The organism is Paenibacillus konkukensis (genome assembly GCF_023523925.1).
Taxonomy (GTDB): Bacteria; Bacillota; Bacilli; order Paenibacillales; family NBRC-103111; genus Paenibacillus_S; species Paenibacillus_S doosanensis.
The window spans coordinates 6,482,545-6,501,528 of the sequence record NZ_CP027059.1 but is presented as its reverse complement, the minus strand read 5'-3'; the positions used below and the strand labels follow the sequence as shown (position 1 = coordinate 6,501,528).

The 18,984-nt window shown below is 55.8% G+C and carries 14 protein-coding genes; 5 read left to right on the top strand and 9 right to left on the bottom strand.

Translation table 11 applies throughout. The features are described from left to right. Positions 1–89 precede the first annotated feature (89 nt). Positions 90–2,240 carry a helix-turn-helix domain-containing protein gene (locus SK3146_RS28195; RefSeq protein ID WP_249861890.1) on the bottom strand — a complete coding sequence of 717 codons (2,151 nt, stop codon included), beginning with the start codon at positions 2,238–2,240 and terminating at the stop codon, positions 90–92. Between the two features lie 219 nt (positions 2,241–2,459). Between SK3146_RS28195 and SK3146_RS28190 the strand changes: the two genes are divergently transcribed. The 3 genes from SK3146_RS28190 (at position 2,460) to SK3146_RS28180 (ending at position 5,035) form a co-directional block, all read left to right on the top strand. Beyond that, positions 2,460–3,428 carry an ABC transporter permease gene (locus SK3146_RS28190; RefSeq protein WP_249861889.1) on the top strand — a complete coding sequence of 323 codons (969 nt, stop codon included), beginning with the start codon at positions 2,460–2,462 and terminating at the stop codon, positions 3,426–3,428. 72 nt (positions 3,429–3,500) lie between these two features. Further along, positions 3,501–4,361, top strand: a complete 861-nt coding sequence (locus tag SK3146_RS28185; protein ID WP_249861888.1) for a carbohydrate ABC transporter permease — start codon at positions 3,501–3,503, stop codon at positions 4,359–4,361. A gap of 56 nt (positions 4,362–4,417) precedes the next feature. Further along, entirely contained in the window at positions 4,418–5,035 is a 618-nt protein-coding gene (locus tag SK3146_RS28180; protein WP_249861887.1) for a hypothetical protein, read from the top strand. 373 nt (positions 5,036–5,408) lie between these two features. Here the strand turns inward: SK3146_RS28180 and SK3146_RS28175 are convergent, their stop codons facing one another. From SK3146_RS28175 to SK3146_RS28150, 6 genes are all read right to left on the bottom strand, one after another. Next, positions 5,409–7,667 (bottom strand): heavy metal translocating P-type ATPase, encoded by a 2,259-nt coding sequence (locus SK3146_RS28175; protein ID WP_249861886.1) that lies wholly within the window; start codon positions 7,665–7,667, stop codon positions 5,409–5,411. Positions 7,668–8,120: 453 nt separating this feature from the next. Beyond that, positions 8,121–8,519 (bottom strand): disulfide oxidoreductase, encoded by a 399-nt coding sequence (locus tag SK3146_RS28170; RefSeq protein WP_249866469.1) that lies wholly within the window; start codon positions 8,517–8,519, stop codon positions 8,121–8,123. Positions 8,520–8,560: 41 nt separating this feature from the next. Beyond that, complete coding sequence (locus SK3146_RS28165; protein WP_249861885.1) at positions 8,561–9,265, bottom strand: DsbA family protein; 705 nt, start codon at positions 9,263–9,265, stop codon at positions 8,561–8,563. A gap of 112 nt (positions 9,266–9,377) precedes the next feature. Beyond that, entirely contained in the window at positions 9,378–9,785 is a 408-nt protein-coding gene (locus SK3146_RS28160) for a DoxX family protein (protein WP_249861884.1), read from the bottom strand. Between the two features lie 964 nt (positions 9,786–10,749). Continuing rightward, positions 10,750–11,598: a M56 family metallopeptidase gene (locus tag SK3146_RS28155; protein ID WP_249861883.1), complete on the bottom strand. Its 849-nt coding sequence runs from the start codon at positions 11,596–11,598 to the stop codon at positions 10,750–10,752. A gap of 3 nt (positions 11,599–11,601) precedes the next feature. After that, positions 11,602–12,021, bottom strand: coding sequence for a BlaI/MecI/CopY family transcriptional regulator (locus SK3146_RS28150; protein ID WP_249861882.1), 420 nt, complete (start codon positions 12,019–12,021; stop codon positions 11,602–11,604). 160 nt (positions 12,022–12,181) lie between these two features. Here SK3146_RS28150 and SK3146_RS28145 point away from each other — a divergent pair, with 160 nt between their 5' ends. Both SK3146_RS28145 and SK3146_RS28140 read left to right on the top strand, forming a co-directional pair. Further along, entirely contained in the window at positions 12,182–12,361 is a 180-nt protein-coding gene (locus SK3146_RS28145; protein ID WP_249861881.1) for a hypothetical protein, read from the top strand. A gap of 405 nt (positions 12,362–12,766) precedes the next feature. Beyond that, positions 12,767–17,197, top strand: coding sequence for an S-layer homology domain-containing protein (locus SK3146_RS28140; RefSeq protein ID WP_249861880.1), 4,431 nt, complete (start codon positions 12,767–12,769; stop codon positions 17,195–17,197). A gap of 635 nt (positions 17,198–17,832) precedes the next feature. Here SK3146_RS28140 and SK3146_RS28135 read toward each other — a convergent pair. Then, positions 17,833–18,627: a diguanylate cyclase domain-containing protein gene (locus tag SK3146_RS28135; RefSeq protein ID WP_249861879.1), complete on the bottom strand. Its 795-nt coding sequence runs from the start codon at positions 18,625–18,627 to the stop codon at positions 17,833–17,835. After that, a complete protein-coding gene (locus SK3146_RS28130) occupies positions 18,624–18,980 on the bottom strand; it encodes a hypothetical protein (RefSeq protein ID WP_249861878.1) in 357 nt (118 codons plus the stop codon). The genes SK3146_RS28135 and SK3146_RS28130 overlap by 4 nt, the downstream gene beginning before the upstream one ends. Positions 18,981–18,984 lie beyond the last annotated feature (4 nt).

The following is an 18,984-nucleotide window of genomic DNA, read 5'->3' as shown; positions in this document are numbered from 1 at the left end:
TTCTTGGTGCGGAAAAAATCGCAATGGACATTCCTTCGGGTTGTGTAAATATTTTTGGATGCGGCGTGTTCATTTCCGGTATCGATTTTTTATACATTGCGTTTGGCGATCGCTTTGCTGCGGTATTCGCTCGGCGTGAACAGATGCAGCTTTTTGAAGTTGCGAATGAACGAGTGCACGGTATCGTAGCCGCACATCTCGGAAATACGCTTGATCGCCAGATTCGGGTCCTCCAGCAGCTGCTGGGCTTTCTTAATGCGCAGCTGGTTTAAATATTCGACGAACCCGCATCCGAACTCATGCTTCATCAGCGTGCTGATATAAGAGGAGTTAATGCCAAGCGAATCGGAGATCGTCGTAAGCGAAATCGACTTATCGTAATTGGCGTGAATGTAATCGACGATCAGCTGCAGCGTTTTGTTGTTGGAGCCTTTGCGCGCTGCGAGGCAGGAGGACAGCTTCCCCGCCACCTGAAGCACATAATCCGTCTTATCCTGCAAAAATTCATAGCCGTACATTTTCATAAACAAATCTTCCTGCACGATTTCGGACATATCCAGCCGCAGCTCCAGCGCCGTCTTGATCATGCCGTAGAGCACATTGGAGAAAAACGCGTTCAGCCGGTCCAGCGAGAACCGCTCCCCGTTCACCAGCCGCTCGACGCCTTCCCTCAGGCTCGACTCAAACGCCTCCGTCTCTCCTTCCCGAAGCAGCTGCAGCCAGCGGCCGATATCGGCGGAGTCCGCCCCGCTTGCGCTATCGTCTCTTTTGCGAGCCGCAATGTCCTTATAATGAATGATGCTGTGCTTGCCGTAAATCGTCTTGAAATCGACGGCCTGCAGCGCCTCGTAATAACCGCAGTGGACTTGATTCATCCCTTCGTGGACGCGGCTGATCCCGGCGCAGATCGTCAGGCTGCAGTTATCGTAAATCTCCTTTTGCAAATAGCGGATCGTCCCTTCCAGATCGTGCAAAATGCCGCGTTCTTCCAACTCTTCCGGTTCGGCAATCAAAATCGCGATCTTCTCCAGCTCCGCCTTGACCGCATAGCACGGATACGATGTCATAAACGTCCATTTGATCGCGTTGTAGACCGTCTTATCCATAAAATAACGTTCTTCCTGCTTCATGCCGAGCAAATAACTGTAAAAATCGTCGATCTGAAAAACGATCACCCTAAACCGCCCCGACGGAAAGACAAGCCCCGTCTCCGCCATTTTATCCCGTATATCCGGCTCCTTCAGTTTACCGTTCATCACATTCAACACGAACTGATGCTTCAAATCCTCCAGATTTCTATTAAAAGAAAGCTCCAGCCTCTCCATCGGCTGCACGTACAGTCTGCGCACGGAGCCGTAGATCAAATAACCCAGCCCCGCGAGCACGCAGGCCAGCACGGCAAGCCCGTTTCTGCGCTGCTTCCAGGAGGCGGACAGCTCAATCTGCGGAGTGTAGGAGAGAATGCTCCATTCGCCGCCGGTTTGTCCGGCAGCCGTCACATAGTAGTTCTCCCACCGCAGCGGCTGGCCGATGTCCGCATTCAGCGCGGGAAGCCGTTCCAGGCGCAATTCATTGCCGCTTTCGTCATATCCCGCGCGCGAAGCGAGCACGCGGCCGTCCTTGCCGAGCAGAACCATGCCGTAAGCGTCGGGCGTCTCGCCGAACAGCTTCCGCTCGTCGATGTTAATGGCCGCCAGCCCCTGATCTCCGAGCGGGCCGACGAACGTAATGATGTCCTTTTTATGGAAATAACCTGCCTTCTCTTCCCTTACGCCTACCCAATGGCCGCCTTTCTCGTTAAATTCGGTAAACAGCTCCTTGTCGGGAAATTGATCGAGTGTCGTAAACTCGTGATTGGACGCAAGCACGGTGCGGTTCACTTTGCTGTAAATGTACACGGAGACGATCATCGGATTGCTGTTAATGATTTTCAGCGAATTGTTCTGCACCTCTCCCAGCATGTACATATTGGAAATCCGCGGCTCCGGCTGAGAGAGCCATTCCGCCAGCACCCGCTCCAGCGTGAGCTGGTAGTAGATCGACTGGATTTGCTTCTCCAGCATAAAGGAAAGGGATACTGCGTTGTCATGGGTGCTTTGGAACGACTCGACGTACCGCTCCGACGTATCCAGGTGCATCTTCAGCAGCGTTGCGGTATAGGACAGCACCGCCGTAAACAGAACGACCATCGCCAGCAGCAGCAGCTTTTTTCTCGGCGGCTCCAGACTTCTCAGCCTCATTCTTTTCCCCCCTAAAGCAATCTTCGACCGTTAAGAAAACGCTCTCATGGCATGATTATAACATTTTACACATGGCGGTTAAGGTATATTTCTTTGAGTCAAAAAATTGTCCAGACCGAAGCTAGAATTATGTACACGATCCGGCATTTTATCCATTTTCCCGGCGGCGGCGCGGCTCTATACTAAACCCAACAAACCGATAAGGGAGGCGAAACCCGCATGAAAGCTATGACAGAAACGCAGGAGCGCACACTCGCACCGAAACAAACCGGAGGCAAGCCGCTCACGAGCGTATGGCGCGCCGCAGGCAAGCACAAATATTTATACGCCCTCCTGCTGCCGGGGCTGCTATGGTACTTTATTTTCCGGTATTTGCCGATGTACGGGGTATTGATTGCGTTCAAGGATTACAATTTCTCCAAAGGCATCTGGGGCAGCCCGTGGGTAGGGCTCAAGCATTTCGAATTTCTGTTCGGCAGCGAAGACTTCTATTCCATCGTGCGCAATACGCTGGTCATTAACTTGTACGAGCTGTTGTTTGCGTTTCCGGTGCCCGTCATTTTGGCGCTGCTGCTGAACGAAATGAAAAGCCTGCTGTTCAAAAGAACGATTCAAACCGTCGTCTATTTCCCCCATTTTCTCTCCTGGGTCGTGTTCGGCGGCATCATTATTCAGCTGCTGTCTCCGAACGAAGGGCTGGTCAACAACATGCTGCGCGCCTTCGGCATGGAGCCCGTATTTTTCCTCAGCAAGTCGGAATATTTCCGCCCTGTCATCGTCCTCTCCTCCATCCTGAAGGAATCCGGCTGGGGCGCGATCATCTATCTGGCTGCGCTCAGCTCGATCGATACGGAGCAGTACGAAGCGGCCACCATCGACGGCGCGAACCGCTACCAGAAGCTGATCTACATTACGCTGCCGGGCATCCGCAATACGGTGCTCATCATGCTGATCCTGAAGGTCGGCTATCTGCTCGACGTCGGGTTCGAGCAAATCTACATCCTCTACAATCCGTCGGTGTACGATGTCGGCGATGTGCTCAGCACCTACATTTACCGGATCGGCCTGCAGAGCGCCCAGTTCAGCATTACCGCGGCGATCGGACTGTTCCAGTCGGTCATCGGCTTCATCCTGATCTGGACCACGAACCGGATCGCCAAGAAGTACAGCGAAGTTTCGCTCTGGTAGACGCGGCGCGAAATACGCCGGGATAAGCTATCAAGAATTCCACCCAACCTACTGTGAAAGGAGCTGCGGCCCATGAGCTTCAAGCTTTCGGCAAATATATGGATCGGCGCCGTGCTGACCGCATTTGCAATTCTCACCTTTCTTCCGTTTTATTACGTCATGCTGGCTTCCGTCAGCGACTCCAATCTGATCCGGGAGGGCGAGCTGATGCTCGTTCCGAAGGGCTTTAACCTGAAGGCCTACGGACTTATCTTCGATAACGCCCAATTTCTGCATTCGTTCCTCGTGACGGTAACCCGGACCGTGCTCGGCCTGACCGTGAACCTGCTGCTGCAGCTGACGATCGCCTACGCCTTGTCCAAACGTTATTTGCCGGGGCGCAAGGCGTTTATGATCTACATCATCATTACGATGATGTTCAACGGCGGGATCGTGCCGACGTTCCTGATCGTCAAAGCGACCGGGCTGATCGATACGATCTGGGCGCTCGTTATTCCTACCGCCATCAGCACCTGGAACGTGATTTTGCTGCGCACCTTTTTCGAAAATGTTCCCGACAGCCTGGAGGAGTCGGCCAAGATCGACGGAGCCAACGACATTTCGATTTTCGCCAAAATTTATTTGCCGTTATCGCTTCCGGCGATCATGACGATCGGATTGTTCATCGCCGTATTCCATTGGAATTCGTTCATGGATGCGGTGATCTATACGAATTCCGCGGATTTGAAGGTACTGCAGCTATTCCTGCGCGATATGGTCATTCAGATGGAGATGGCGGCGCTGATGGGCGATCTTACGTCCATGAACGAGGTTTCTTCGCTGTCGATCCGCACCGCTTCGATTTTTCTCGCGTCTCTGCCGATCCTTGCCGTATACCCTTTCATTCAGCGCTACTTCGTAAAAGGCATTATGGTCGGCGCGATCAAAGGATAAACGGACCTGGGCGCGTCAAATAACCCTTACGCACATATTGGAGGAGGTTTTGCGCCATGAATAAGCCGTCCATCGAGTTAAGCCAAGTACTGGAGCTCTCTCTCGGCTCCGAGATCGGCATGCTGCGGGCGTTTCCCGTGCGGATCGGGGAAGGACGCCAAGCGATCGCCGCCGTATACAGCCGCGATTTCGATATCGATCCGTATTACGAAATGTTCTTCTTCCCGACGGACACGCTCAAGCTGACCGTATTTACCCAGGATGGCGAGGTGTTGTGGACACGGGATTTCGGGCCGTCGGTCATTCCGGGTATCTGGTTTTGCCCTGTATATCCGTTCGACCTGAACGGCGACGGGCTGCACGAGCTCGTCCGCGGCGGCGACGGCGAGGTGCTCGACCGGCACGGCCGGTCCTTCGGCCATGTCGGCGGCACCGTCGCGATGGCGTCGAAGTCCATGGACTTGCCGGGCGAGCAGCTGCTCTGCTTCTATCCCGACGGCATGATCCGCGTCTGGGCGGATGCGAATGCCGCGGACTCGGAGCAGGCGCTGGCGCGTTACAGCGACCCGTTCTACCGGAGCGACCGGCGTCGGCTACAATCTGTGTCTGATGTGCGGGCTGTAGGCGCGTATTTCGCGCAATCCGCCTCTTTGCGCCCGGCGCCGCACGGCTGAAGGACTCTGAAGGACTTCCCTTGAACCTGAAAAAGCCCCCGAACCGCAAAGCTGCATCTTCCGACGGTAAGCCGTATATACCGTTTGGGATGCAGCCGAGCGGAGCCGGGGGCTTTTGTGCGTATACCGTTTCGTTTCATTTCGTGCTAATCCGAGGGAAGATGCCGGCGATGATGCTCGACAGCTGAATTGACCGGATGGACCGTTTACCCGGATGCTTAAGAACGTAATAAACGCGAGCGCAGGCAGGGGCCGTTGGAATCTGAAAAAACTTCGCTATTAACCTTGAATAATCCAATTTTGTAAATAATTGGGATATTTTATTGGGCGCCGCAGCGAGCTTTACCGCCGTTTCTGGAGCCGCGAATCTGTGCTACGCCTTCTGCAGCCGCAGCGAGTTCACTATGACGGTGACCGAGCTGAAGGCCATCGCCGTGCAGGCGACCCATGGCGCCAAATACCCCGTTACGGCAAAAGGAATCGCCAGCGTATTATACAGCAGCGAGAAGCCGAGATTTTGCCTGATGATCCGCATCGTCCTGCGGCTGATGCGCAGCGCCCGCACCATCCCCTTCAAATCTCCCTTCAGCAGCACGATGTCGGCGGCCGCTTTGGCAATGTCCGTGCCCTGGGCGATGGCGATGCCGACATCGGCCGCCGCCAGCGCCGGCGCGTCGTTGATCCCGTCGCCGACCATGGCGACCCGCTTGCCCTGCCGCTTCAGGCGATCGACCAGCGCGACCTTGTCCTCCGGCAGCATCTGCGCGTATACGTGGCGAATGCCGGTCTGCCTCGCTATCGACCGGGCGGTGGACGGATGGTCGCCGGTGACCATCATCACCTCCGCGCCCATCGCCTGCAGCTGCGCGATCGCCTTGCGCGAGGTCGGCTTGATCCGGTCGCTGAGCGCAATCGCTCCGGCCCATTCCCCGTCGACCGCCGCGTAGATGATGCCGCATCCTTCGCGCTCCCAGCGCTCGATGCGAGCGGACTGCAGCGCCGGAGCGGCGCCCCGCTCCTGCAGCCAAAGCCGCGTCCCCGCGAGCACCTCGCAGCCTTCCACGACGGCGCGAACGCCGCGCCCCGCATAGGCTTCGAACGCCTCGCAGGCGGGCGGCTGCTCCTGCGCGGGGCCTCCGCCCGGCATGCCGTGCATCCGCTCGGCGGCCTCGACGACGGCGCGCGCGAGCGGGTGCTCCGACGGCCGCTCGGCCGCCGCCACAAGCCGCAGCAGCGCCTCGGGCGTACGGCGAACCGCCAGCACGTCCGTGAGCTGCGGCCTGCCGGCGGTAATCGTGCCGGTTTTGTCCAGCAGCACGACGTTAACCTGCGGAAGCGACTCCAGATGCTTCCCTTCCTTGAACAGAATGCCGAGCTGCGCCGCCCGCCCGGACCCGACCAGAATCGAGGTCGGCGTCGCCAATCCGAGCGCGCAGGGGCAGGCGATGAGCAGCACGGCGATCGCCTTCTCCAGCGCCCCGCCGGTGAGGCCCGGCTCCAGCAGGAAATACCAGGCGGCGAACGTCAGCGCGGCGACGGCGATGATGATCGGGACGAAGATGCCGGACAGCCTATCCGCCATCCGCTGAATCGGCGCCTTCGACGACTGCGCCTCCTCCATCAGCCGGATCAGCTTGGCCAGCGTCGTCTGATCGCCGACCTGCGTCGCCCTGAACAGGAGCATCCCGTTCTGGCTTACCGTACCGCTCATCACGCGGTCGCCCGCCTGTTTATCCACGGGAATGCTCTCCCCGCTGATCATCGATTCGTTCACCGCGGCGTGTCCCTCCACAACGATGCCGTCGACCGCGATCTTATCGCCGGGCCGGACCAGCAGCAAATCGCCGGAAGCGACCTCCTCGAACGGTAAGCGCTGCTCCTTGTTCTCCCTAACGACACAGGCCATATCCGGACGCAGCCGATGCAGCTCGCGCAGGCTGTTCACCGTTCGCCGCTTGGACAACGCTTCCAGCCATTTGCCGAACCAGACGATCGTCATAATCATGACGCTGGCGTCAAAATACAGCGGGCTATGATGCCCTGCGGCCATGCCGTGACCGGCGGCGGCTCCGTGAAACATCAAATAATGGCTGTAGCCGTAAGCGGCTGACGTCCCAATGACGACCAGCACGTCCATATTGGCTCCCCCGCTCTTCAACGCATGAAACGCCCGGATATAGAACGGAAGGCCGATCGCAAATTGCACCGGCGTCGCCAAGGCCAGCTGAAACCACGGATTGACGATCAGCTCGGGCACCCACAGCGAGGAGGTGAGCCGATGATGCCCGGCCATCGCCCAAATAAACGGCAGCATAAACAATAGCGAAATGAAGAAGATCGCGCCGGTTTTGGCAATGTCGAACGGGTCGGCCGTCTCCGTACTCTTCTCGTCGGGCGCATATTCCTGCGCGGCAAAGCCGAGCAGCCGGATTTTGTCCGCGACCTGATGCACGTCCACCCGGTCCGGCATTAGCGTCAGCGTCGCCCGGTGCATCGCCAGATTGACGTTAACCTGCTCGACCCCTTCCATCCGGCCGACGACTCTCTCGATCCGGGCGGCGCACGCCGCGCATGTCATTCCCGAAATGTTCAATACGACCTGCCGTACGGCCGTAGGCATTGTACCGTTCATGCTCCCTCACTCCATCTCCATCGGTAGTTGACAACGGACTTCGATGAACCCGATGCAGCCGCTGCAACGAGGCTCACCCGCTTGTACCAATATATGGACCGGCCCGCCCAATCATGACAGCCTGCGGGGCAAAAACATCCTGCTCCAGGAGATACGAGAGCGCCTGCAGCCAAGTTCGAATTAGCGGCTCCGCCAGCGTCAGGCAGCTTTTTCACTCCGCTTGTCTATAGCCCCTGCCCGGGCCGTCTGCTATTCCGCCGAAACGCTTTGCATGACTGTACGCCTCATTACAGGAGAAGCTCCCGGCTATTTGCGGAAAAGGATACGTTTTGTTTCCTCCGCAACAAAAAAAACGGCTCCATAAGCATCGCCGCTTTCTTCGCAATCTGCGTAAAAAGCAGTGTCGCTTATGAAGCCGTTTTGCCGTAATCGGGACCCGGGCCGATTGCCGGATTACTCCTCTTCGCCGCTGCCGGAATTGCGGGCCAGAAGCAGGAAAACCGTGATCAAAATAAACGCCGCAAGAGCCATCAGCGGAATTGTGATAATACCGAACCAGTCGATGTAATCCTGGTTGCACGGAACGCCGACCGTACACGGAAGCAGCTTCGCCAATCCGGGAATTTTTTGCTCCGCATAATGATAGAGCGAGATGAACCCGCCGATCACGCTGAGCGGCAGCACGTAAGAGATCAGCCTGCGGTCGTTTTTATAGCATGCCATTCCCAGTACGATGACGAGCGGGTACATAAAGATGCGCTGGAACCAGCACAGCTTGCACGGCTCGAAGCCCAGCACCTCGCTCAGAAACAAGCTGCCCGCTACGGCGACCAGGGACACCGCCCAGGCCATATACAATCCGTATTGCTTGCATATCGATCGGATCACGTCGTTTACTCACCCTTTTGCGCTTCTTGGATCGCGGCTTTGATCTTGTTGTAATCGAACACGTCGTCGAACTTTTTGCCGTTGATGTACAATGTCGGCGTGCCGCCCACCTTATTATTGCGGGCGAATGCGTTATGCGCGTCGACTTCGCTTTGGTATGTTTTACCTGTAATATCCGCCATCAGCTTGTCGTAGTCTACCGGCAAATTTTCTTTGCGGGCAAGCTCCGTCAAAAATTCCGGCGTCGCCCACGGGAGCTTCTCATCCCCCTGAGCTTTGTAGATCGCGTCGTAAAACTTCCAATAAGCGTCGTTATTCTGATGGAAAATCGACTGGGCCGCCAGCGCCGCCGTATTGGAATCCGGACCGATAATCGTATAGTTCATAAAATGAAGCGACGCGATCCCCGTGTCGATGAAATCCTTTTGCAGCTGCGGTTCAATCTGCTGGCTGAACACTTTGCAGGAAGGGCATTTGTAATCGCCCAATTCGACGATTTTGACAGGCGCGTCGCTCTTGCCGAGCACCGGCATCGATTCATACGGCATTTGCGCCGGCTGCGGCTTTGGTATCACAATGATAATAATGGCGATGAGGGCAACGACGCATGCCGCCGTAATCCACATGATATTCCGCATGCGGGCTTGTTCTTTTTGCTTCTCCAGCTTCTTTTGCTCTTTATACGTCGCTTTTTTCGTTGTAGGTTTCAAGGAAATATACCTCTTCTTTCTTATATAATCGTTATCTTATCACAATCGTCATATGGTTTCACTAACTTCCGCTATTCCCCGAAGGGTTGCGGACGAGAGGCCGCGGACAAGCTCAGACTTCCCGTCCTGTCGCCTCCGCCTTCGTCAGCAAATTGCCGACGGCGAATATCGGATTGGGGCTTAGTATCGTATGTACCGACATAGCGAGCAAGGCCACTTCCAGCTCATACCCTCCCGCAAATCCGGCGGATCGCTTGGCCGTAAAAATCGCTCCGAGCATGATCAGCGCGAAAGCCGCGGACACGGTGCGGGCGCCGATGCCCAGCATGACGCAAAAGCCGCCGACCAGCTCGATCACCCCTACGGCATCGGCCAATATACCCGGCAAACCCAGCGTTTCAAAAAACGCCGCGGCGTTTTCGATTCCTCCTTGAAATTTCAAACAACCGTGTATGAAAAAAGTAAACCCCAGCGCCACTCTTACGATAAAGGCGCCGAGCCCTTCTTTGACATGCGGCATCGCCGATTGCCTCCTTCATTATAATATAACTGGCCCAAGCTGCGGCAAGCAACAAAAGCGGCGCCCTGCAGCGGGCGGATCGGGCCAAGGATATATTTGCGAAAACGGCCGCCTGCAGGAAACGCATGCCGTTACCGTCCGGGCTCCATAAGCCGTTCAATGCTTGAAGCAGGAGAGAAAGCGTCCGCCATAAATCGGCAAACTACACCCCGTAGTGTCTACCCGCATGCGTAAAAAGATCTGTCGGGCATCCTAGCGCTTCGGCATCGTTCGGAGAAGGTTTTCGTCAGCGATACAACGGAATGATTACTGTGAGAACTTCACTGCACGCTTCCTATGCGGCGGGAAGCTCCCTGCTCGGAACCAGAGACGCCGCCCCAAACTCTAACGGACACAGACGCAGTTATTTGCGCCAAAACCGACCTTTCGGATTTTTAACGGACAGGAGTGCAGCTATTTACCTGTAATATCGCTTCTCAGAAGCAGATCGGGGCCAATAAGCGCTGTGGCGACCGTTACCGTTTGAAAAGGGCAAGTTATGGCGATTTAAGGTCGCCGGCGTCCGTTAGCTTCCCCTTTGCGGAAGCAGCGAGAGCAAGCTGGCGAAGCGTTAACGTTCGACTTTGTTCCCGGATTTCCGCTATTCTACGGGCTAGCGATCGGAAGATGCTTTCGCCTGCGCAGTCAGCGTTTTTCACCGCTCCTCTATGAGTCTGTCCGATGAACGACGTCGAAGGTATATAAGCAAAATGACAGTAATGATGCAGCGTCGGCGGAGAAATATGCAGTCATTATTCATTCAATATGCACAAACGACAGCTCCGTCGGACAGACATGAAAAAGAGCGGAGGGGCCGTTTGAATCCGGAAAAGCGTTAACGTTCGTCTAAGACAACCATCCAAAAATCCGATTTCAACAGCGATTGGATCAAATGGGTATCGCAGCGGACTTGTTCGCCACGCTTCTAATGCATGACTACAATAAACATCGAGCATAAAGCGAGCATCGCCTGAACCGAGATCATCGCAGGCGTAAACGGCCATTTGAGCGGAAGCTCGCTCTGCGGCTCCAGCAGCTTCCGAATGCGGAAATTGATCGACGTATCCGTGAAGGATACATGCGATATCGACAGATTCGCGGGAGTCTGTCCTTTCAACAGCTTCAGCAGCGCTCCTCCGAGATCCGCAGAGCCGCCCAGCTTGTCTATCGCATAGTTGTCGGCCAATATTTCCCTGACGATTTTATAATTTTGGTGAAACGACTTCAAAATCGGCAAATACCACATGACGGAAGCCAACAGCGACAGCAAAAATATTTTCAGCGGATCGCCGTGCTTGCGGTGGAACGTCTCATGGTGGATGACAGCCTCCAGCTCGCTCGGATCGAGCAGCTCCAGCAAGCCCGTCGACAAGACGATCTGCGGCTTCCAAAAGCCTGCCGCAAACGCCATCGGCGCCGGACTGCGGACGACGGTAATCGACGGATGCCCGCCGCCGTGCTGCTCGCATATTTGCCGAGTTAGCTCTTCATGACGGCAAAACAGCAGCCTCTTATAGAAGGCTCTGGATAAATACAGCTGCTTTGCGGCGATCCAGACCGTAAGCAGCAGCGTATGAAATACAATCCCGTTCAGAATATATCCGGCCCATGTGACGCCCAGCGACCGGATCGCCGTATGGCAAAACTGGATGACATTATATTTCACGTCCCAGCCGGCCAGCACATGCATCGTGTACATGCCCATCTGGAAAAACATCAAGCTCGCAATCAGCATACACGAACCAAAAATCAGCTTCGATCGATTTTCCCACATCGATTACGTTTCCTTTTTCAGCTGCTTTATTTTTTGTTCCAACTTTTCCATCAATTCCGTGTCCGCTTCTTCCAAAGCATCGAGCATATGGCTCACGACAAGCGGCCCGAATTCTTCGATCAGCTCATGCGTCAGCTCCTTGGACTGCGTGTCGATGAACTGCTCCTTGGAAAGAACGGGACTGTAGGCAAAAGACCGGCCCTCCAGCCGCTTCTTCAGCACGCCTTTGGCGACCAGACGGTTCATTACCGTCATAACGGTATTGAAGTTCACAAGCTTCTCCTGCTCGCGCTCCAGCTTCTGCTGCACGTCTTTGATCGATTTCTCGGCGCCGTCCCACAGGATGTCCATGATCTTGGCTTCCAACGCGCCGAAGAACCGGTTTAAGCCGCTTTCATTCGTTTTGAAATGATGAATTTTCAATTGCCACACCTCTCACTACAAATTGTAGTGACCGTGCCCGGAAAAGTCAAGGCGGCGCCGGGATGCGGGAGCTCTACGCCTCGCCATCTCCGCTCGAAACAACACAGCCGAATTCCGCTTCTATTCGAGCCGGCGCTTATGCTGAAACCGCCGGAAGAGGATGCTTATCGACGCCGTAGACGTATCCTCCCGCGGTCTGCTGCCGGTCCGGCCGGGCGATGCTTATCCGGGTTACCAGGCGCCTGGCGCTGCGCTCCGGAAGCAGCATCTCCAAGCCCCGTTATCGCCGCCGGCCAAATTTTACACCCGCAGTCTGTCCGACCCGGATTCTCCGCGATGAATTGGCGGACGCCATAGCCGCTTCCGGATGATCCGGACTTTGCGCAGCAGCTGGTCGGCCAACAGGACGGGTCCCCGATGACGGAAACCGTCCTGCTGTAAAGCGGGCGGCCTCCCCCAACTCACTGACAGGTTGAAAAATACGGCTAGAGCTTAACGGAATATTAACTATACAGAGACTAAGGCTTATGATATACTTTTCTCGATTTGAATGCGCTTTATTTATAGAAGGAATATGGGTGGAGACGATGAGAAAACCCTGATCCTACAACATTTTCCCTTTCTGCCGCAATACGGGCGGGAAGGAGACGATTTGTACGGGGGGTGGATCTCGTCTTTTTTGTGTTGGCCAAAAATCATTGAAGCAATCAGCACACAGCATAAGCCTTTATAAAGGAGTGTTCAAATGATAAACCATGAATGGAAACGTCGTTTTACCGCAGGACTCGTACTCCTCCTCGCCGTACCTCCGATAGCCGGTCTTCACGGGCTGCCTGCGGCGCAAGCCGCAGCGGGCTCCGTCCCGATCCCGCCTCTGACGATTACCGAAATGGTTCAGGATACGACCAACGCGGTCAACGCCTCCGGTTCTTCGGTCGACGGCTTCGAGTATATCGAGCTGTACAACAACAGCAGTACTCCGATCCCGCTGAAGGGATACAAAATTATTTATAATACCACCTCAACGTGGAATCTTGATAAAGATATGACGATTCAGCCGCATGACACGATGATTCTGTGGGTGCAGTCGCCGGGCTTGTCCGGCAGTGTGGAGGCGTTCAACGCCAACTTCGGCTCCCATATCCGGGAAGACCAGTTTTACCCGATATCCGGCCAAGGCTTGTCCAACAGCGGTTCCCGCACGCTTATTCTCGTAGACGGCAACGGCTTCCAGCTGTGCAGCGTTTCGTATTCGGACGGAACCGGCGAAAACGACGATGTGGTGCTGAATAAAAGCGTCATCTACAGCTATCCGACCGATCAGACGATCGTCATGCGCAAGACGGCCAATCAGCAGACGCCGACGCCGGGCAGCATCGTTGCCGGACAAGCTCCGGACACCTCGGCGCCCGTATCGCCCGCCGGCTTGTTCGCCGTGCGGGGGGATCGCTCTGTGCGGCTGAACTGGACGGCAAGCGCCGATCCGAACGTAACCGGCTACCGCGTCATCGTCAACGGGGTGATGGAAGACGAGACGGCGTCCGATACTTCGTACGAAGTGACGGGACTGACCAACTTCACCGAATACCGTTTCTCGGTCGTCGCGGTGAACGCCGACTTCCAGATGTCCATGCCTTCGGAGCTTGTTAAGGCTACGCCTCAGCCGGAGGTCATCGACTCGATCCCGCCCGACGCTCCGACAGGGCTTGCGGCATCGCAAACCGGCGCCGCTACGGTGAAGCTGAATTGGGCTCCGAATACCGAGCCGGATATCGCCTCGTATAACATATACCGGAACGGCTCTCTGGCAGGCACCGTATCGTCGTCAACGTATACCGCCGACATTACTTCGTTATCCGGGGGCTTCGAGTACAAGCTGCAGGTGTCGGCCGTCGATTCGTCGGCCAACGAATCCGAGAAGTCGCAGCCGCTGGCCGTTACACTGCCGCATGAGCCGCTGACGCAGGAGGAGACGGGCGCTCCGATTGTCGGAGACATTACGCCTTATCAGCGGTTCCTCGACGTGAGCGAGCCAGGGCCGATCGTGCCCGGACTGCTGCAGGGACTCGTTCCTCAGGGGATGCATATCATTCGCGACAAAAACTGGGCCGTCCTCTCCAGCTACCGCGACGACCGGCGCGCGAGCACGCTGACGATCATCGATCTAACGACCGGCAAGCAAGTCAAAACGATTCATTTATATAAGAACGGGCAGCCGTTTACAGGACATGCGGGCGGAGTAGCCGTCAGCGATAAATACGTATGGGTCGCCTACGGCAAGGAACTGCTCCGGCTGAAGCTGGATGATGTGGTCGACTGTCCGGATAACGCCAATCTGTCGTTCGAAGGCAGCTTTCTGACCAATACGCGGGCCTCCTTCGCCACGTATTCGGACGGTATTCTATGGGTAGGCGATTATTACAGCTCGCCGAACTACTTGACTACGCCGATTCAGAAAATGACGACGCGCGACAACAAAGTATATAACGCCTGGATCGTCGGTTACAAGCTCGATAAGCAGACGGACCTGCTTCCTGCGGACTCCAAGCTGACAAGCGACGGCATGGTGATCCCGGACTATATATTCTCGGTGCCGGACCGCATTCAAGGCGCTACAGTTACGGCTGACGAGGTCATGCTAAGCCAAACGAACGGGAATCCGAACAGCAATATTTTGAAATATAAAGCAAGCGTGCAGGAGCCGCCTCATACGAGCGTAACGATCGAGAATACGACGGTGCCGGTCTGGTTCCTCGACGGACTGAATATGGAAGATTCGCTGAATATGCCTCCTTCGGCGGAAGGAAACTTCCTGCTGAACGGCAAGCTGTACATTATGTACGAATCGGGCGCCAACATCTATCGTCCCGAAATCAACTATCCGCTCGACCGGCTGCAGATCGTCGATCTGAAGGCATGGGAATTATACGATCATATTGCGATCGACGGCCCTGCGGCGGCATTGACCGAAGGACAGACCGTCCCGCTGAAGGTGCGTTATTATTTGGGCAAACAGGGAACAAACGATGTGACCGCCTATTCCTCGTTCGTTAGCAGCGATCCTTCGGTCGCCTCCGTAGAATCAGACGGTTTGCTTACGGCGCTTCGCGCGGGCGATACTGTCGTCAGCGCCACCTATAAAGGAAAAACGGCCGTTTACTCGCTTAAGGTCGTGCCCGACAGCGACGCGACGCTAAAAGCAGTTTCCTTAAACGACGAGCCTTTGGCCGGATTCGACCCGCAGACGAAAGCTTATGTGTACCGCGCCCCTCACGCCATGAGCAGCGTTACGCTGCAGGCGGCGACGACCGCTGCCCGCGCTTCGCTCAGCGGCATTACCGTCAAACGCGGCGATACCGTCACCGTCGTCACCTATACGGTCAGCGATGCGGTATACCGTACAAGCAGCGTCCCGCTGCCGGAAGGCGACAGTCTGTTTGCCATCGGCGTGACGGCGGCTGACGGGCGCTCGACCGATAGCTACAGCGTCACGGTGAATCGCGCGGCTCTGCCTGCCGCTCCCGCCGAACTGACGGCGGCTGCGGGAACGGGCGAGGCTCTCTTATCGTGGAAAGCCGCTCAAGACCCGGCGACAGCGGGCTACTATGTGTACCAGGACGGACGGCGGCTGACGGAACAGCCGATTACGGAAGCCCGTTATACGGCAAAGGGACTTGCCGGCGGCATCGAGTACCGCTTTGCGGTTACGGCCGTGAACGCATTCGGCGAACAATCCGCGCAAGCAGCCGTTACGGTGAAGCTGGACGATGCGGAGCAGCCTCCTGTCGATCCCGGCAATCCGAGCCAGCCAGGGGACGGCGGAGATACGGGCAATGGAGGCAGCCCGGGTGATCACGGCGGCAATCCCGGCGATACATCGGGAGGCTCGGACGATTCCGGCGACGACTCGGACAGCGGCTCCAACTCCGGCTCCGGCGGATCATCCGGTTCAAGCGGGGGCTCCGGCAGCGCCGAATCGGGCACGTCCTTGCCGACCGGCGGCGACGTAACGGTCGACCTGCCCAAGCCCGCGGTCGACGGCAGCGGAATCGCGGCGGCCGAAGTGACCCGGGCGGTGCTGGAGCAAGCGCTGGCGGCCTTGAAGGCGGCGCCGCAGGACGGAAGCTCGGCTCTTGTGCTCAAGCTGCCGCCATTGGACGGCGCGGCGCGTCTGACCGTCAAGCTTCCGGCCGCAGTATGGAACGAGCTGCAAGCGTCGAGGGCCGTGGGAGCGATCCGCATCCAAACCGGCTTGGCTGCCGTAAGCATCAGACCGGACGCCCTAGGCAGCGGCCATATGCCCGCGTCGGACGTCGTCTTTACGATCGCCTTGGCGAACGCAGAGACGCTCCCGGCCGAGGTCAGAAGCGCCGCCGACAATAAGCCGGTCTATGAATTCGGCGTCTCCGTGGACGGCAAGCAGATTCATGCATTGACAGGCAAGCGCCCTGCGCAAATCACGTTCGGTTATACGGCAGGCGGAGAAACCCCTTCAAGGATCGTCGCCTATTACGTTACAGAGGCGGGACAGCTGGAGCCGGTAGCCAGCAGCCGGTACGACGCGGCGGCAGGCACCGTATCCTTCACCGCCGGTCATTTCAGCTATTACACGGCGATGCAGGCTCCCGCCGCATTTGGCGACTTGTCCGGCGCGGTCTGGGCTCAGGAAGCGGCTGAAGCATTGGCCGCGCGCGGCATGATCGACGGCGTCGGCGGCGGCCGCTTCGCTCCCGAACTTAACGTGACCCGCGAGCAGTTCGTGAAAATGCTGATCGAAGCTTTGGATCTCGCGGATGACCAAGCGGAGGCCCGCTTCACCGATGTCGACAAGGACGCGTATTATTACAAATACGTTGCTGCGGCCCAAAAGCTCGGCATTACCCAAGGCTATGAGGACGGCTCCTTCGGCGTCGGCCGGCAAATAACCCGCCAGGAAATGGCCGCGCTCGCCTATAGAGCGTCTCAGCTGGCGCAAATCAAGCTGACTCCGGCCGTTCCGGGCAAAGCGTTCAGCGATCATAGCGATATTCAAAGCTATGCCGCCCAAGCAATTGAGAAGCTGCAGCAGGCCGGAATTATGGATGGAATGTCCGAAGGCCGGTTCGCTCCGGACGACAGCAGCACCAGAGCTCAAGCAGCCAAGCTGATTTACGGCTTGTATCTAAAAGGGTGGTGAAAAAGTCCGCAGCCGCGTCCATTTGATCCTCCAATCGCTGTTGAAATCGGATTCTTTGGATTATTTTCCTATTTTTCTATGGAGAGAATCCGTTTTCAAAGGCGATCGCTTACGCTTTTCCAGACTCAAATGGTCCCTCCGCTCGTTTTTCACCAGGCTTCTAAAAGCGTGGTGAAAAACGCTGACTGCGCATGCGAAAGCATCTTCCGGTCGCTCTTATCCCCGGATTTCTTGAATGGTTAAGCGAAAGGGGAGGAACAAATCCCCCAAAAGTGACGTGATGCTCTGAAGCTTATTCCGTCCGCATCCAGGGTATTAATCAACATCCTTAGCGATATACGGCAAAAACCTTCCGTTCCGCGAACACTGCGGAAAACGGAAGGTTTTTTAGGATGCTGGATGATGCTGCGTCGTCTTTATAGCCGATATAACCAAAAAAGGAGATGCACCCTTCCCCTCCATAAAGAGCGGAATAGCGGTCTCCGGTTGTTCCAGCGGCAAACGTTTATTATTCCAAGCGATTTACTATTCATTATGTTAGAGCTATCTTTGCGCCCTTCGTTTATTTCGTCAACGATTTCTTCGAATGATCGACGGCGCTCAGAAGCAGCATTCACCGCGATGCGAGTCCTGCTTTACTGCACCTTTTGCTTTTGCTTGGCGTCGGTGGAAAGCAGGCTCGCAGTGCTGATACAATCGCGGTACGTACGCGCTTGTCCGTTATCGGCATAGCCGTATACGACGCCGATCGCCGCGGAAATCGTGAACGAGTGGAACGTAACCGGCATCGACAGCCGCTCCGTCATGAAGTTGATTTCCTCGCGGCTGCGGCTCGTAATAATGACGAATTCATCTCCGCCGTATCTGCATAAATAATCCTGATCCCGTACAACCTGCTTCAGCATACCGGAGAAATGGATCAGCAGATCGTCGCCGACCGCGTGCCCGTATGTTTTATTCACTCTGCCGAAATCATTCAAATCGATGAACAGCAAATAGAACGGCGTACCCTCTTCGACCAAGTATTCGTGGATGTATTCTATGTAATTGGAACGGTACAAATTCGTTAAAGGATCGATATAATTGCCGAGTGTGCTTTTTAACGTTTCACGGGTGACGATGCCCTTCACTTGCTTGCCGTCTTGGACGATCAGCCTCTCTACCTTATGCTGTTCCATAGTAAGCAGCGCGCTGCCGATGAACGCCGATTGGGATACGCCTACCGGATTATACGTCATCGCGTCGGCCACGATTCGATTCGGATGAGCAGAACGAATGTCCTTCGAAGTAATGATCCCTTTGACTTCCCCTTCATCGATTACGACCAGCGAACCGATTCCCAGCTCATTCATAAGATCCGCAGCATACCTGACGCTCCTTCCGGAAGTGATGCTGCATACTTTTTCCGACATGACCTGTCCAACCTTCACTGAAGCTCCACCTCTCGTTGGATTGAAACCGTAATTTTCAATTCGGCTCTTAATACCATCGTTTCATTGATCAGTTTATCCGCTTCCTCCAATATGATTTCGAGCAGCAGATTTTTATCGAGCAATTCGAGCAGCGAATTGCGGATTAACACCCCTTCGACTTTGGGATGATCGAACTTTAGGATCGAGAATTGCTCGGGAGACAACGCTTCGGCCATTCTCCTCACGGCCTCCGGACCGATAGGCGCTCTTTTTCCGATAATCAGCAAATCCTGCATCGGCGGCATCTCAAATTCCGTCATCTTCATGGACAAGCTCGCTCTGCGAGAATAGTTCACTTGATTGCTCATCATAAAC

Bases quoted from the DNA above. Each gene is read 5' to 3' on its own strand.
- SK3146_RS28170 (WP_249866469.1), bottom strand. From the start codon at position 8,519: ATGGCCTGGGCGGTGTCCCTGGTCGCCGTAGCGGGCAGCTTGTTTCTG.
- SK3146_RS28145 (WP_249861881.1), top strand. From the start codon at position 12,182: ATGCTTATCGACGCCGTAGACGTATCCTCCCGCGGTCTGCTGCCGGTC.
- SK3146_RS28180 (WP_249861887.1), top strand. From the start codon at position 4,418: ATGAATAAGCCGTCCATCGAGTTAAGCCAAGTACTGGAGCTCTCTCTC.
- SK3146_RS28155 (WP_249861883.1), bottom strand. From the start codon at position 11,598: ATGTGGGAAAATCGATCGAAGCTGATTTTTGGTTCGTGTATGCTGATT.
- SK3146_RS28160 (WP_249861884.1), bottom strand. From the start codon at position 9,785: ATGCCGCATGTCAAAGAAGGGCTCGGCGCCTTTATCGTAAGAGTGGCG.
- SK3146_RS28140 (WP_249861880.1), top strand. From the start codon at position 12,767: ATGATAAACCATGAATGGAAACGTCGTTTTACCGCAGGACTCGTACTC.
- SK3146_RS28185 (WP_249861888.1), top strand. From the start codon at position 3,501: ATGAGCTTCAAGCTTTCGGCAAATATATGGATCGGCGCCGTGCTGACC.
- SK3146_RS28130 (WP_249861878.1), bottom strand. From the start codon at position 18,980: ATGATGAGCAATCAAGTGAACTATTCTCGCAGAGCGAGCTTGTCCATG.
- SK3146_RS28190 (WP_249861889.1), top strand. From the start codon at position 2,460: ATGAAAGCTATGACAGAAACGCAGGAGCGCACACTCGCACCGAAACAA.
- SK3146_RS28195 (WP_249861890.1), bottom strand. From the start codon at position 2,240: ATGAGGCTGAGAAGTCTGGAGCCGCCGAGAAAAAAGCTGCTGCTGCTG.
- SK3146_RS28175 (WP_249861886.1), bottom strand. From the start codon at position 7,667: ATGAACGGTACAATGCCTACGGCCGTACGGCAGGTCGTATTGAACATT.